The organism is Paenibacillus methanolicus (assembly GCF_008124765.1).
In the GTDB taxonomy this organism is placed as follows: Bacteria; Bacillota; Bacilli; order Paenibacillales; family Paenibacillaceae; genus Paenibacillus_Z; species Paenibacillus_Z methanolicus.
The window spans coordinates 424,936-440,286 of record NZ_VNHS01000004.1; the positions used below are offsets into that span (position 1 = coordinate 424,936).

Below are 15,351 nucleotides of genomic sequence, written 5' to 3' on the forward strand. Positions count from 1 at the left end.
CGAATGCATGTTCGAAGCAAGCCGGCAGTCGGTTTGCCGCAAGGGCAGGGGATCCCCCTGCTCTTGCGTTATTTTCGGCCGAAACGACCCTTGTCATGAAAATATTTGCATTCCTGGGCTTGTCACGCTTGGCCACAAAGAATATCTACCCGCCCCCCTCATATAATGTACCAAACTATCTCGAGTAGGGAGGCGGGAGCGTGCACGACTACATCAAAGAGCGTACGATCAAAATCGGCCGGTGCATCGTGGAAACGAAGCATACGGTACGGACGATCGCCAAGGAGTTTGGCGTGTCCAAAAGCACGGTGCACAAGGATTTAACCGAGCGTTTGCCGGAGATCAATCCCGATTTGGCGGACCAGGTGAAGCATATCCTGGAGTACCACAAATCGATCCGGCACCTCAGAGGCGGAGAAGCCACTAAAATCAAGTATAAGAAGAGCACGGGACGCAAGCGCGAAGTGGTGGCCGCGGCAAAAACGTAAGCGATTTTTTCTACAAAAATAGAGGAATTTCGTTGATTTCAGCGAATACTGTACGATATGTTACTCGGATCGACAACTATTCGCTTTGGAGGATTTCAGACGTATGTTTAGCAAGGATATCGGGATTGATTTAGGCACGGCGAACGTGTCCATTCACGTGAAAGGGAGGGGCGTCGTACTCGATGAGCCTTCGGTCGTCGCGATCGAGAGCGAGACGAAACGCGTGCTCGCCGTAGGCGAAGAAGCGCACCGGATGGTAGGCCGTACGCCAGGCAATATCATCGCCATCCGGCCGCTTCGCGACGGGGTCATTGCCGACTTCGAGATTACGGAGATCATGCTCAAGGCGTTCATCGACCGTATTGGCGGCCGCTCCTGGTACAGCCGTCCGCGCATTCTCATTTGCGCGCCGACGAATATTACGTCCGTAGAGCAGAAGGCGATCCGCGAAGCTGCGGAACGAAGCGGGGCGAAAGACGTCTTTTTGGAAGAGGAGCCGAAAGCGGCGGCCATCGGCGCGGGCATGGACATCTACCAGCCAAGCGGGAACATGGTCGTCGATATCGGCGGCGGAACGACGGACGTGGCGGTGCTTTCGATGGGCGACGTCGTGACCGCCTCTTCCATTAAAGTCGCGGGGGACAAGTTCGACTCCGCGATCATGCGGTATATCAAAAATAAGTACAAGCTCCTGATCGGCGAACGAACGAGTGAAGATATCAAGATCAAGATCGGTTCGGTATACGACAACGGTCGCAGGGAAGAGATCGATATCCGCGGACGCGACATGGTCTCCGGCTTGCCGCTGACGGTTACGATTCATTCCGACGAAGTGCGTGAAGCGCTGTGGGAGCCAGTCTCCTCCATCGTGGTAGCGGCGAAATCCGTCTTAGAGCGCACGCCGCCCGAATTGTCGGCGGACATCATCGACCGCGGCGTCATCCTGACCGGCGGCGGCGCTCTGCTGGGTGGTCTGGACACGCTGTTGGCGGAAGAACTCAAGGTGCCGGTGCTGATCGCGGAAGATCCGATGCATTGCGTCGTCAAAGGGACGGGACTGCTGCTGGATTATTTGGACCGGTCCCCTCGCAAAAGATAGCTTGTGAGCGGTAACTTCTGGCATAACGTAGAGATCGGCAGGGCGGACAGGCCCCAGTGTCGGCGCGGGTAGGACGCTTTAGGGGAGCGTGCCGAGGCGCCGACAGACGCAAAGTCGCAGGCTGCAGCTATTCAACCAGAACGGATGCGTGCCGATATAACAGATATCGAGAGCCAGACTTACGCTTACTATGCTTGCCTTTTCGCGGCTGCGTCCGCGGGAGGCACTACGGGGAGGATCACCTCATGTTAAGAGGCTTATATACGGCAGCGGCGGGCATGACGGCCCAGCAGCGTCGCCACGACGCGGTGACGAACAATATCTCCAACATCAATACGCCGGGGTACAAGCAGTCCAACGCGGTGACGCGCTCGTTCCCGGAGATGATGATCGCCTTGACCGAAGGCAACAACAAGACGCCGATCGGCCGTTTGAATACGGGCGTCTTCGCAGAGGAAAGCTTATCCGTGCAGCTGCAGGGCGATCTCATGCAGACGAACCGCTCTTCCGATTTCGCGATCATGTCGGATATCGAGCTGCCGGGCGTCGCGTTCGACGAGTCCGGCAAGTCCGTCTCCGAAGACGGCGAGGTCACGTACCAGCCGCAAGCGTTCTTTACCGTACAGGATGCCTCCGGAGAGACGACTTATACGCGGGGCGGACGATTTACGGTGGATGACCAAGGCTATCTGACGACGAGCGACGGCTCGCAAGTGCTGGGCCAAGGCGGCAACCCGATTCAGCTGGCTCCGGATCAATCGATGGACAAGTTGACGGTTACGAGCGATTTCCGTCTGGTGGATCCGATGACAGGCGAGCAGGTCGGCCAGTTCATGCTGTCCCGCATCGATAACCCGAATAACCTGGTGCGCGTCGGCAACGGCAAATTCGCCTTGCAAGGCGATGAGCAGGCACAGGTTGTCGGAGCAGGGGAGCGGGTTGAACTGCGTCAAGGCTACTTGGAGCGCTCGAACGTGGACTCCGCCCAATCGATGGTGGATCTGATGTCGGCGATGCGCGCCTACGAGGCGAACCAGAAGGTCATCCAATTCTACGACAGGAGTTTGGATAAAGCCGTTAACGAAGTCGGTCGCGTAAATTAATGTCCGTTTTCGGTTTTGAGTCGTCATCAAATTATTAGGAGGCATGCAGCATGAACAGCTCGATGATCAACGCCATGGTGTCGATGAACGGCTTGCAGCAGAAATTAGACCTGCTGGCGGATAACATCGCGAACGTGAATACGGTAGGATATAAACGTAAAGAGGCATCCTTCGAGGATTTGCTGACGACGATGACGCAGCAGCCGGATGAGTTCTCCCAGCCGGGGCGCCGTACGCCCCTCGGGTTGAACCAAGGCTGGGGTTCGCGTCTGGTATCGATTCAGCCGGACCTTTCGCAAGGACCGATGCAGCAGACCGACCTGCCTTATGATCTGGCGATTACGGGTAATGCGTTGTTCGAGGTTATCACGGATGATGCCGGCACACGGGCTTATACCCGTAACGGCGCGTTCCAGATGACGAATGACGCGGCGGGCGAAGCGATCCTGACGACGAAGGAAGGCTATCCGGTTACGGGAGCGGACGGCGAGCGCATCGTGCTGCCGACGAACGCCAAGTCCGTCCGGATCGATCCGGACGGCACGATCGTGAGCCAGAATCAGGCGGGCGAGTTCGAAGAGATCGGCCAGCTTCGCCTGGTGCAGGCGCAGAAGCCGGCCATGCTCACGCAAGTAGCGGATAATTTATATGCGGTAAGCGACAGCTTGAATGTCGACGACGTATTGACGGACGTAACGGGAGGCGTTGGCGGCGATATCTCGGTTCGCCAAGGATTCCTGGAGCAGTCTAACGTAAATTTGACAGATGAAATGACTGAATTGACCACCGTGCAAAGGGCGTATCAGCTCACGGCAAGGGCGTTAACGTCCAGTGACACGATGATGGGGCTGGCCAACAACCTGCGCGCGTAAGAAATGAGTGTTACGGATGGATACGAAGAACGACACGGTTGTATTTGAAGGATTGGGCGCGGCGGCGGAACGGGCAGGCTCCTCGCCGCAGGAGAGCGGTTCGGAGGCGGCTGCCGGCAAGTCAAAGGGACGCGCGAAGAAGCAGCAGAAGCGCGAAGCGCGTGCCCGCAGGCATCCAGCGCTTCGCGTGCTGCTGTGGGTGTTGCGCAAAAGCATCGTACCGCTCCTGTTGCTCGCCGCGCTACTGGGCGGCTTGTACATCGGCTACACGAAACTCGGCAGCGGTGCGGGCGAAGACGTATTCGAGTGGTCCACGTGGAAGCATATGTACGATCTCGTTTTTTCAAATGCATAGCCGAAGAAGACGGTTCCGACATGAGTAATCATGGGAACCGTCTTTTTGCGTTTGTTATGGGCATCATAACAATCAATCAATAGGCTTATGGCATAAATGAGGCTGCTACTGGAGAGAATGCGAGCGACTTTAGCTGGCGAGCGAGTAGAGGTCGTTTTCCCAGACAACAGCCGTAAGCTAAGGAGATGCGCCGTTACCATAGGACTGTGTATAACGTGGAATGCGATGGGGGGGACATAACGCCATCTCGCGTGTAGAAGGAGATAACGGCGCTACCCGCAATGCGCCCTTAAGGCGAAATGAACGCTCTACATCTGGCCAATCATCGCTTCCTTCAGGCCCTCAGTTTGCGGAACCGGTCGAGCAAAGAGATCAATAAGCGAGCTGCCGAACGTATGACGCGCGGCTACTTTCTTGCCGCTGGAATGCCGGCCGTGCAACAAAAAAACGTCCGCCCCGATCAAGTCGGGTCGGACGTTTTCAGAGATCAACTTAAGGTTTCACAGTGACGCGAATCGTCGCGGTTTTGCCTTCGTAGGCGACTTTGATCGTTGCCGCGCCCTTCGCCAGCGCCACGACCGTACCATCGCTTACGCCTGCGGTAGCGGTTTTAGACGATGTCCAGACCGCGGTCTTGGTCACGTCAACGGATTTGCCGTTCTCATACTGTGCCGTCACTTTGAATGTCTTAGCCGAGCCTGGCGCCATCGTGAACGACTTCTCGGAGACGACGAGCTTGAGCAGCTTCGGCTTCACCGCGATCGTCGCGGTAACCGTCTTCGATTGGTACGTGCCGGTCAGCGTGACCGTGCCTTCCGTCAAACCTTTTACGATGTTGGAATTGACCGTTGCGATCGTCTCGGAGTTGAGCGACCAGTTCATTTTCGTGCTGAGCGTTACGGTTTGACCGCTCTTGTACACGCCCGTTACTTTAAAGGCTTTTGTCTTGCCGATCGTCAGCGTAACGTTGGAAGCATCAATGAACAGCTTCGTCAGCTCTTCTTCGATCGTCACTTTGAACGTGATCGACTTGCCCAAGTAAGAAGCGGTCAGATTCACGTTGGATTTCACGAGACCTTTCATTTTCGGTGCTTTGAGCAGCAGATTCGCCGAGGACGCTTTCCACGTCACCTTGCTTGTGACTTCCTCTTCCGTGCCGCTTTCGTTGATGACCTTGATCGTCGGCAGATCCGCTTCTTTGCCGATGACCAGCGACAGGTTCGTGTTCTCCGATGTCAGCACAAGCGGCTTCTCGCTCACTTTCACGGTTACCTCGACCGATTTGTCGCCGATAGCGGCAATCATCTTCGCTTCGCCGACTTTTTTGCCGATCCACTTGTCTTCTTTCAAATCAACGATCGTCGAATCGGTGGTAGTCCAAGTCACAAGGTCGTCGGCGTCGAACTCTTCGTCCGCCAGCGACGTCGCCTTGATCACCGGAAGCGCGACCGCTTCGTCCACGAACGCGTCGACCGTTTCTTTCGCGGCTTTCATCGTGTTGATCGTCGGGTAGACATGCACCAGTACGGATTTAACCAGCCCTTTGTACGTGGCGGAGATTGTCGTGCTGCCGATTTCTTTCGGCGTTACTTTACCGGATTTGTCCACCGTTGCGGTATAGATGTCGCTGGACACCCAAGTCGCATCGGCCGATACGTCTTTCCAGTTATTGTTGTCGGGAATCGAAACTTCGAATTGAACGTCATTGCCATTGATCAAAATATGCTGCGTATCCGTCGGTGAAATACGCATGGCTTCAAACGCTGGACGCACGACAACCGTTACCGAGGCGCTAACGCCGAGGTGGGTGGCCGTTACAGTCGCTTTGCCCGGTGCTACCGGCGTGATTTTACCGTCTTCTACTGTCACGACGCCCGCGCTGCTTGTCGTCCAAGTGGCGTCATCCTCAACGTTCTCTGTGCCGCCGGATGTTTTCGTCGCGGTTGCAACCAGTTGAACGGCTGCTTCGCCAACCTTAAACTCGCGGATGCTGTCGCCGTCGATTTTCAGTTCCTTGTAAGGAGAGGCGACCGTCAACTTCACGGTATCCTTGCGGCCTTTGTAGGAAGCGGTGATCGTCGCCGTGCCGGCCGCGGTCAACGTTACGATACCTTCGTCGTCGACCGAAGCGACCGAAGCGTCCGAGCTTGTCCACGTCGCGTCGGCGATGTTGTCCGTCGTCGTGCCGCCTTTGGTCGCCGTCAGCGTGAATTCCAGATCATCGCCGATGTTCAGGTTCAGGCTGTCGCTTGCCGCGGAACCGTTTTGCTTGATCGTAACGCTGTCGTACATATATTCGCTCGTCATGTCGAGCGAGACTTTAAAGCCGCTGTACTGCGCGCTGATTTTGGCCGTGCCCGTCGTGAGCGCGGTCAGCGTGCCGCCGCTGACTTTGATGACCGCCGGATTGGAGGAGGTCCAAGTCGCGCTGGAGGTGACGTCTTTTTTCGTGGTGGAAGAAGAAACGGTCGCCAGCACGTTCAGCGTCATCGTCCCGTTGCTCACATACATCGTCGTCGGATAGGAGTCCTCGAACTGGAGGTCCTTTACCGTCTCGTCCGCAGCGGACGCCATGCCGCTCATTAAGGTTAGCATCATCACAAACGCAAGCAGCGCCGATACCGTAGAACGGGAGCTAAAGCGTGTCTTGCCTTGTTTATCTGTTTTCCTCAACTTGTTCTCACCTGCTTTGTTTTATTTCGTTGCCTCCTACTATTAACGGCAGGCGCTTCTCGAAAATGAAGGTTTTCGAACGAATTGGATGAAAACACACTAGAAGTTTCGGAGAAAAAGGGGCTGAAAGCCGCGGTTTTGCGGGATTTTCGCATGGTTTTATTTTTCATGGCGGAGAGGTATAATGATGGAGGACCTTGAACCGCCAGAAAAAGGTAAGGGGGCATGATGGTTTGAATGTGCCTAACATGCTGACCACGCTGCGGTTCGCGCTCATTCCAGTCTACATCGTTGTGTATGCATCCGGTCATATGAAATGGGCTTTCGCGGTGGTGGTATTGGCCGGGTTGACGGATATCCTCGACGGATACCTCGCCAGGCGGCACGGCCAAGTGACGTCCGTCGGGGCGATGCTCGATCCGCTCGCCGACAAGCTAATGATGATCGCGGTCATCGTCTCGCTTCTCGCCACCGGCCATCTCCATTGGGCGGCTTGCGTGGCGTTCTTCATTCGGGACATCGGGATGATCGCCGGCTCGGCGTTCTTTCATTTTCGCGGCATGAAGACGGTGCCGGCCAATTGGATGGGGAAATTGACGACCGTTTTGTATTATGCGGCTATTGCGTTTATATTTTTCGAGCTTCCGTTCGCCCAAGCCTACCTGTGGGGCGTGATCGGATTTTCGTTCGTCACGTCGTTTATCTACATTATATTGTTCGCGCGGCTCAACCATCGGGAGCGGCTCGCCGGCCGAGCGGGGAAGCCGGAAGCGGGCACGACGGTCGACCAGCCCAAATAAACGCGCACAAAGAAGTCCGGCCGCCCCGGCGTTTCGGGCCAAGACGGTCGGGCTCCTTATCTTAAACCCCCATGACTGCAGTTTCACGAAGGATATGCCTATTGTGGCACAATGCGAATCAAAATATTACGCCAATCAGGCGCGAAAGGGGCACTTTTCACTATGCTCGATATTCAACAAATCCAACAAATCATCCCGCATCGACCGCCGTTCCTGCTCGTGGATCGGATCTTGGAGGTCGAAGAGGGCAAGCGCGCCGTCGGGCTGAAGAACGTCACGATGAACGAGCCTTTCTTCACCGGGCATTTTCCGGAGTACGCCGTCATGCCGGGCGTGCTGATCGTCGAGGCGCTGGCGCAGGTCGGGACGGTCGCGATTCTGATGGTCGAAGCGAATAAGGGCAAAATCGGTTTCTTCGCCGGCATCGACAACTTCCGTTTCCGCGGACAAGTCACGCCGGGCGATACGCTTATTCTGGAAGTCGAGATTACCCGTCTGAAAGGGCCGATCGGCAAAGGACAAGCTACCGCCAAAGTCGGGGACAAAGTCGTGGCCGAAGGCGAGATTATGTTCGCGCTTCAAGACCCTAAGAAGGCGTAAGCCTCTTTTAGGCCGTCTTGGAAACCATTGGACGGTGCAAGTCGTCCTAAACAGTGTACATACATGAATGACACATATAGATGAATAGACAAAGAACAATTGGAGAGGCAGGAAATGGAGACAATGACACAAACAGCGGTTGAACGTTACGAAGCATGGTTGAACGACGCGATGATCGATGCGGCGACGAAGGAGGAGCTTGCTTCCATCTCGGGCAATGCCAAAGAAATCGAAGACCGGTTCTACCGTGATCTTGAATTCGGCACGGGAGGCCTGCGCGGCGTTATGGGCGCCGGCACGAACCGGATGAATCCATATACCGTAGGCAAAGCAACGCAAGGGCTGGCCAACTGGCTGTTGCAGCGCGCGAAGAATCCTTCCGTCGTCATCGCGCACGACTCGCGCAACAACTCGCCGGAGTTTGCGCTCGATTCGGCGCTCGTGCTCGCGGCGAACGGCATCACGGCTTATTTGTTCCCATCGCTTCGTCCGACGCCGCAGTTGTCGTTCGCGGTTCGCTCGGTTGGCGCTACGGGCGGTATCGTCATTACGGCAAGCCACAACCCGCCGGAGTACAACGGGTACAAAGTATATGATCAGAACGGCGGCCAGCTCGTGCCGGCCGATGCGGAGCAGGCGATCAGCGCGATCCAGCAGGTAACGGGCTTCGATCAAGTTCGCCGCATCTCCCGCGAGGAAGCGGAAGCGAAGGGACTCCTTCGCTGGTTGGGCGAAGAAGAGGACCGCAAGTATATCGATACGGTCGTCTCGCAAAGCTTGAACGCGGAGGCGCTCAAGAACGGCCTCGGCGCGGGGGTTTCCGTCGTATTTACGGCGCTGCACGGTTCGGGCAATTTGCCGGTGCGCGGCGTGCTGGAAGCGGCAGGCTTCTCCAACGTGCATATCGTGCCGGAACAAGAGCAGCCGGACGGCAATTTCAGCACGGTGAAGTCTCCGAATCCGGAGGAGCGCGAAGCATTCACGCTGGCGATTAAGCTTGCAGGCGAAGTAGGGGCCGACATTATTATCGGTACGGATCCGGATGCGGACCGCGTCGGGGCCGTCGTGCGCAACAACGAAGGCGAATACGTCGTGCTCTCCGGCAATCAGTCCGGCGCGATTATGGTCAACTATCTGCTTTCCACGCTGAAGGAACGCGGCCAGCTGCCTAGCAACGGCGTCGTCGTGAAGACGATCGTGACGAGCGAGATGGGGGCGGACATTGCCCGTCATTATGGCGCGGACGTGGTGAATACGCTAACGGGCTTCAAGTATATCGGCGAGAAAATGAACCAATACGAGCAAAACGGCGAGCGCACGTTCCTCTTTGGCTACGAAGAGAGCTACGGCTACCTGGCGGGTACCTACGCGCGAGACAAGGACGCGGTTATCGGCGCCATGCTCATTGCGGAGGCGGCCGCTTATTACAAGGGACAAGGCAAGACGCTGTACGATGTGCTGCTTGAGCTGTACGAGCAGTTCGGCACGTACCTGGAGCATCTGGAATCCCGCACGCTCAAAGGCGTCGACGGCGTTCAGCAAATTCAAGGCATCATGAACGATTGGCGTTCGAACCCGCCGGCCGAGGTTGCGGGCGTAGCCGTTACGAATGTGCTTGACTATGCGCCGGGTCTGGACGGACTGCCGCCGGAGAACGTGTTGAAATTCATGCTGGCGGACGGCTCGTGGTTCTGCCTGCGTCCATCCGGCACGGAACCGAAAATCAAAGTATACTTCGCCGTGAACGGCGGTACCCGGGAAGAAGCGGCAGCCGCGATCGGCCGTCTGACCGAGGCCGTCATGGCGCGGGTAGATAACAAGGCTTAAGGAGTGGAAGGCGTGCAACAATCTTGGCAGCAATGGAATCGTAAAGCGCGCGCATTCATGTGGGTGCTGACGCTCGTCGGCGTCCTGGCGGCTCTGCCGCTGGGCGCCACGCGCTGGCAAATGGAAGATTCATCGTCGAAGAACGTGGATTTCGTGTTTGACTACCGGGATCTCGTGCAAGCGGCGTCGTATACGGCGCACCCGCGGCAATACATTGCCGACGAGCTCGTCAAAATGAAGGATGCCGGTATCACGTCGATGGCCATTTTCGAATCGTCGTTGGAAGAACTGGTGTGGGCGGATTATTTGTCCGTGTACAATTCCGCCGCGGCCGCCGAGCTGCAGGATCAGCCGGTCGCCCCGGACGAGAATTACACCTATCTTCTGTTCGCGGGCGAAGAGGAAGAGGCGGCTCTCTCCCCGATGATCGAGCAGACGTTCGCGAATTGGGAAATCGCCGTGAAGCCTTGGTCCTTCGGAGGACGCACGGGATTGATTTTGGAGACGCCGGTAGAGAATGCCATGCTCAAGCCGATGAATCCCGATCCGATCGCGCTGCAAGCGATCCATGCGGCAGGGTTCTCGATTGTTCCGCGCCTCTCCGACCGTATCCCGTACGATCAGAATATGGTGGACGCGCAGATGGCCGAACTTTCGAAGCTGGGCGTTAACCGCCTCCTGTTCGAGGGCGACGCGGTCAAAGGGTATAAAGACAACGCGGAGAAGAAAAGCATCGCGGGTTTTGCGCATATCCTGACGAAGTACAATATTGGCATTGCGGCCATCGAGAATTCGAAAGCGCAAAAAGGGATGAATTCGCTTGCGTATTTGACGCAATATAATATTGCAAGATTGTATTCGCTCTCGGACTCCGACGCGGCGACCATGGAGCCGGAAGCGATCGCGGACCGGTTCCATCTCGCGGTGAAGGACCGGAATATCCGGATGTTTTATCTGAACACGGCGCCGACGCGCAGCGCGGCCAAGTCCGCGGTCGTCAACTCGCTGCCGAATATTTACGATGCGCTTCAGGGCGAGCAAGGCGCGATCCGCAAGCTTAGCGACTTGGGTTATGAAGCAGGTCCGGCCCAGCCGTTCGATTACGAATCGCCATCCTGGCATAAGCCGCTGAAGGCGGTGGTTGCGCTGGGCGCGGTTGCGCTGATCACGCTGCTTGTCAGCGCCTTTATTCCGGGCGTGGTTATTCCGGTCTTCCTGATCGGGCTGATCGGAAGCGCAGGGTTGTACGTGTTGTCCAAGCCGACCTTGGAGCAAGGGCTTGCGCTTGGGGCCGCTATTAGCGCTCCGACGCTCGCGATTATATGGGCCATCAGCCGGGTCAAAGCGCACACGACCGGTTCGCTTCGTCCCGTGGGCGGCGCCGGGACCGCCAAGAGCGGTTTCGGAGGTCTGAACTGGGTGTTCCCGGGTCTTTCGTTCGGCAGAAGAATTACGATGGCGCTGTCGATCTTCGCGATGACCTCGGTGATCTCGCTGATCGGCGTGCCTTACGTGTTCGGTCTGCTCAACAACATTACGTATTCGCTCGTGCTCGAGCAGTTCCGCGGCGTCAGCCTCTTGCACTTGGCGCCGATCGGCTTGTCCGCATTGTACGTGTTCTTGTTCACGAGCGGCTCGTTCGGCGGCAACATCAGACGTATTCTGAATGCCCAAATCACGGTGCTGTGGGTCGTCGTGGCCGGCGTCCTCGGCATCGTCGGCATGTACTACTTGTCGCGCACGGGCAATGCCGGACAAGCCTCCGCGCTGGAGCTGTTTACCCGCAACGTGTTGGAGACGACGTTCGGGGTTCGTCCGCGCTTCAAGGAGTTTATGCTGTCCCACCCGTTATTTTTAGTCGGGCTTTTCCTTGCGCTTCGTTACCGGGCCGCATGGGTATTCTTTATCGTAGGATCCATCGGTCAATTGTCGATGGTCGATACGTTCGCGCATATTCATACGCCGCTCCATATCTCGTTAATCCGCGTTGTGCTCGGTCTCGTATTGGGCGCGATTATCGGTCTTGTCGGCATTGGGGTGTGGCAGGTGTTGGAAGGGGTTTGGAGAAAATGGGTGCTTCGCTACGTCCCGATGCTCAAAATCAGCCAGAAGTGAAGCGTATCGTCATCTCCGGTTACTACGGCTTCCGCAATAGCGGGGACGAGGCCGTATTGAAATCCATTCTGTTCGCGCTGGAGGAAGAAGGCAGGCAGCAGGGCATGCGCATAGCGCCGGTCGTGCTATCGATCGATCCCGCATGGACGACGCACATGTACGGCGTCGAAGCGGTTCATCGGATGCGGCTTGCGGAGGTCATCCGCGCCATTCGGAGCAGCGATGGCTTGATAAGCGGCGGCGGAAGCTTGCTGCAGGACGCAACCGGCGCGCTCACGATTCCTTATTATACTGGCGTATTGAAGCTCGCTCAGCTGCTCCGCAAACCGACGTTTATTTACGCTCAAGGCATCGGACCGGTCAACCGGAGATGGATGGATCCGCTCATCCGCGGCGTGATGCGCCGCAGCGCGTACGTCTCGGTTCGCGACGCCGAGTCGGCGGCTTTGCTCGAGAGGATCGGCGTGCCGGGCGGGGCGATCGAAGTCGTGTCCGATCCGGTCATGGGGCTCCCTTTGCCGGCCGGCGCTGTGCCGGGCGACGCTTCCGATGACGCTGTCGCATCGGAGGTGCCGATCATCGGCGTATCTCTACGGCATTGGCGCAAGGACGGCGCCGACCTCGCTCGCGCGGCGGAGGCGTTAGCATCGCTGGCTCGCAGCCGCCCGGTTCGACTCCGATTTCTGCCGTTCCATACGCCGTCGGATGCGGAAACGTCTCGGCAGGTGATGGAGCAGCTTGGGGATTTGGGTTCGGGCAGTTCGGCCGAACTTGCGTCACCCGGAGACGACCCTCAGCACATGCTGAAGGCGGTAAGCGAATGCGATGTACTGTTCGGCATGCGACTTCACGCGCTGATTTACGCGGCCAATCAATCCGTCCCGATGTTAGGGTTGTCGTACGATCCGAAGATCGATCAATTTCTGAAACGGGTCGGACTAACCGCGATCGGCACGACGGAGCAGTTGAACGCTGACGCGTTCGTGGCGGAAGCAAGCCGTCTGATAGACCGTCGCGAAGAATGGTTGGCGGAACATAAGGCGGCCATCGAGCAACTCAAGCAGGAAGCGAGAAGACCGGCGAAACAAATCGTCAGCCTTCTTCGTCATAACAAATAGAGGTGACAAGCGCACATGAGTCAGTCAACAACGCTGCGGACGGAGCATGAGACAGGCGCCGCGGCAACGGCCGTGCCGACCGTTTCCATATATGGGATCTCGTTCTCCAAGCTCAATATGAGGGATACAGTCAACCATTTAACGGCGCGCATCGAACAACATATCCCGACGCACGTCGTGACGGGCAATCCGATTATGGTCATGGCCGCGCTGGAAAGTCCCGTCTTCGACGAGGCGCTGCGCAGCGCCGAATTGGTCGTGCCGGACGGTACGGGCGTCGTATGGGCGGCTTCGAGAGTCGGCCAGCCGGTCGCGGAGCGTGTGGCCGGTTACGACCTGATGCATGAGTTGTTCCGCATCGGCGGGCAGCGCGGATGGCGCGTTTATTTGCTCGGCAGTACGCAGGAAGTGATCAAGACGTGCGCGAAGCGAATCGCGGAACAATACCCGGGCCTTATCGTCGTAGGATACCGCAATGGATTTTTCGGCGCTGACCAAGACGGCGAAGTGATTTCGGCTATCCGTCAGTCGCAAGCCGATCTTCTGTTCGTGGCACGTTCGGTGAATACGCAGGAGCCGTGGATCGCCGCGCACAAAGCCGAGCTCGGCATTCCCGTCATGATGGGCGTCGGCGGCAGCTTCGACGTCATCGCGGGCGTGGTGAAACGCGCGCCGAAGCTGTTTCAGCGCCTACGCCTGGAATGGTTCTACCGGCTGCTCAAGCAGCCTTCGCGGGTTGGCCGCATGCTCGTATTGCCCAAATTCGCGCTCAAAGTGATGCGCGATAAAGAAAACGTGACAAAATATCGCAATGCGTTGTGAAAACTAGCGAAAACGGTGAAAATTGCTTGAAAAAGAGTATGGAGTTTCTTTTTCAAACGGAGTATAATTCATTCCGGCGATAGTCTTAGGCGAATGAAACAAATTCGTCATCCCGTTATTTACTGTCGCAGGTGTGAATCGAGCACGGCCTGTCCACGTACATAGCAAGCGGACGCCAGCGGCTTCGATTTACGAACATGAGAGGGAGATGAAGATGGCTGAGGGCTTTCTTTACGGAATCGGATTTATTGTCGCGTTATGTTTAGCATTGGCGGTGACTCCGTTAGTTATTAAATTGGCTTACGCGATCGGCGCGATCGACAAGCCGAACCATCGCAAAGTACACACGAGAATTATGCCCCGTATGGGCGGTCTTGGCATATATGCGGCATTCGTCGGCGGTTATTTCGCCATCAAGCCCTTCCTGCCGGAAGGATTGCTGCGCAGTTACGATACGAATTTGATTAACGGTCTGCTCGTCGGCGGCACGATCATCGTGCTGATCGGCGCGCTGGACGACCGCTTCGAACTTTCGGCGAAAGTGAAGCTGCTTGGACAGATTATCGCGGCATGCGTCGTCGTCATCGGTTTCGACATTAAGATCGACCTGCTGAACATTCCGTTCGGCGAAGCCATGCAGCCTGTTGCGGCATGGATCAGTATCCCGCTCACCATTCTGTGGATCGTCGGCGTGACCAATGCGATCAACCTGATCGACGGATTGGATGGCTTGGCGGCCGGCGTATCGGCCATCGCGATCGGCACGATTGCCGTCATGGCCGGCATTATGGGCTTCGCCCCTGTCATTTTGCTTAGCACGATTCTGCTCGGCGGGGTCATCGGCTTCCTGGCCTATAACTTCCACCCGGCGAAGATTTTCATGGGCGATACGGGTTCCCTGTTCTTGGGCTTCAGCCTGGCGACTTTGTCGATGATCGGCTTCAAGCAGGTCACGATCGTCTCGTTCGTCACGCCGCTCCTCATTATCGGCGTGCCGCTGTCGGATACGTTCTTCGCGATCGTCCGCCGCTGGATCAACAAGCGTCCGATTTTCGCCCCGGACAAAGGCCATCTGCACCACTGCCTGCGCGAACTTGGCTTCAGCCACCGCCGTACGGTACTGATCATTTACGGCATTGCGGCATTCTTCGGCGCTTGCGCGATCGTCCAATCGACGATCGTACAGTCGACGGCCGCGAATTGGGTCACGTTCGTCGTCATTCTGGTTCTGGTCTTCGTCCTGCAGATCGGCGCCGAGCTGATCGGCATCGTCGACAAGACGCGTCGTCCGGTGCTTAACTTCCTGCAGCGCGTCCTGATGCGTGCGGAAGAACAACGTTCCAAATAACATATCCCGGATATGGAAGCCTTGGTTCCTTTGTGGAACCAAGGCTTTTTTGACATAGAGGAAAGTAGTAGTTTCACGTTTATACTTCGGCCTCTATGTCTCCGGAACGAAACAGCTATCGCCACTAAAGA

The 15,351-nt window shown here is 56.9% G+C and carries 13 protein-coding genes; 12 read left to right on the forward strand and 1 reads right to left on the reverse strand.

Going from position 1 to position 15,351, the window contains the following annotated elements; genetic code table 11:
• Positions 1-200: 200 nt before the first annotated feature.
• From spoIIID to BCM02_RS13460, 5 genes are all read left to right on the forward strand, one after another.
• Positions 201-488 (forward strand): sporulation transcriptional regulator SpoIIID, encoded by a 288-nt coding sequence (gene spoIIID / locus BCM02_RS13440; RefSeq protein WP_148929602.1) that lies wholly within the window; start codon positions 201-203, stop codon positions 486-488.
• A 103-nt stretch (positions 489-591) separates the two neighbouring features.
• The gene (gene mreB, locus BCM02_RS13445) at positions 592-1,587 is read left to right on the forward strand and encodes a rod shape-determining protein MreB (protein WP_148929603.1); all 996 of its coding nucleotides are present in this window, start codon (positions 592-594) and stop codon (positions 1,585-1,587) included.
• A 245-nt stretch (positions 1,588-1,832) separates the two neighbouring features.
• A complete protein-coding gene (locus BCM02_RS13450) occupies positions 1,833-2,690 on the forward strand; it encodes a flagellar hook-basal body protein (RefSeq protein ID WP_148929604.1) in 858 nt (285 codons plus the stop codon).
• Positions 2,691-2,740: 50 nt separating this feature from the next.
• On the forward strand, positions 2,741-3,562 hold the full coding sequence (locus BCM02_RS13455; RefSeq protein ID WP_148929605.1) for a flagellar hook-basal body protein: 822 nt from the start codon (positions 2,741-2,743) through the stop codon (positions 3,560-3,562).
• Positions 3,563-3,578: 16 nt separating this feature from the next.
• Positions 3,579-3,917 carry a DNA-directed RNA polymerase subunit beta gene (locus tag BCM02_RS13460; protein WP_148929606.1) on the forward strand — a complete coding sequence of 113 codons (339 nt, stop codon included), beginning with the start codon at positions 3,579-3,581 and terminating at the stop codon, positions 3,915-3,917.
• A 492-nt stretch (positions 3,918-4,409) separates the two neighbouring features.
• Here BCM02_RS13460 and BCM02_RS13465 read toward each other — a convergent pair whose 3' ends face one another.
• Positions 4,410-6,590, reverse strand: a complete 2,181-nt coding sequence (locus tag BCM02_RS13465; RefSeq protein ID WP_148929607.1) for an Ig-like domain-containing protein — start codon at positions 6,588-6,590, stop codon at positions 4,410-4,412.
• A 233-nt stretch (positions 6,591-6,823) separates the two neighbouring features.
• Here BCM02_RS13465 and BCM02_RS13470 point away from each other — a divergent pair, with 233 nt between their 5' ends.
• From BCM02_RS13470 to BCM02_RS13500, 7 genes are all read left to right on the forward strand, one after another.
• Positions 6,824-7,390, forward strand: coding sequence for a CDP-alcohol phosphatidyltransferase family protein (locus BCM02_RS13470; protein WP_148929608.1), 567 nt, complete (start codon positions 6,824-6,826; stop codon positions 7,388-7,390).
• A gap of 162 nt (positions 7,391-7,552) precedes the next feature.
• Positions 7,553-7,990: a 3-hydroxyacyl-ACP dehydratase FabZ gene (gene fabZ, locus BCM02_RS13475; protein ID WP_148929609.1), complete on the forward strand. Its 438-nt coding sequence runs from the start codon at positions 7,553-7,555 to the stop codon at positions 7,988-7,990.
• Between the two features lie 114 nt (positions 7,991-8,104).
• The gene (locus tag BCM02_RS13480) at positions 8,105-9,817 is read left to right on the forward strand and encodes a phospho-sugar mutase (RefSeq protein ID WP_148929610.1); all 1,713 of its coding nucleotides are present in this window, start codon (positions 8,105-8,107) and stop codon (positions 9,815-9,817) included.
• Positions 9,818-9,829: 12 nt separating this feature from the next.
• The gene (locus BCM02_RS13485; RefSeq protein WP_148929611.1) at positions 9,830-11,932 is read left to right on the forward strand and encodes a DUF5693 family protein; all 2,103 of its coding nucleotides are present in this window, start codon (positions 9,830-9,832) and stop codon (positions 11,930-11,932) included.
• Positions 11,887-13,050 carry a polysaccharide pyruvyl transferase CsaB gene (csaB, locus tag BCM02_RS13490; protein WP_148929612.1) on the forward strand — a complete coding sequence of 388 codons (1,164 nt, stop codon included), beginning with the start codon at positions 11,887-11,889 and terminating at the stop codon, positions 13,048-13,050. Before BCM02_RS13485 ends, csaB begins: the two co-directional genes overlap by 46 nt.
• A gap of 15 nt (positions 13,051-13,065) precedes the next feature.
• On the forward strand, positions 13,066-13,872 hold the full coding sequence (locus BCM02_RS13495; RefSeq protein ID WP_148929613.1) for a WecB/TagA/CpsF family glycosyltransferase: 807 nt from the start codon (positions 13,066-13,068) through the stop codon (positions 13,870-13,872).
• 214 nt (positions 13,873-14,086) lie between these two features.
• Positions 14,087-15,220 (forward strand): glycosyltransferase family 4 protein, encoded by a 1,134-nt coding sequence (locus BCM02_RS13500; RefSeq protein WP_148929614.1) that lies wholly within the window; start codon positions 14,087-14,089, stop codon positions 15,218-15,220.
• Positions 15,221-15,351: the final 131 nt, after the last annotated feature.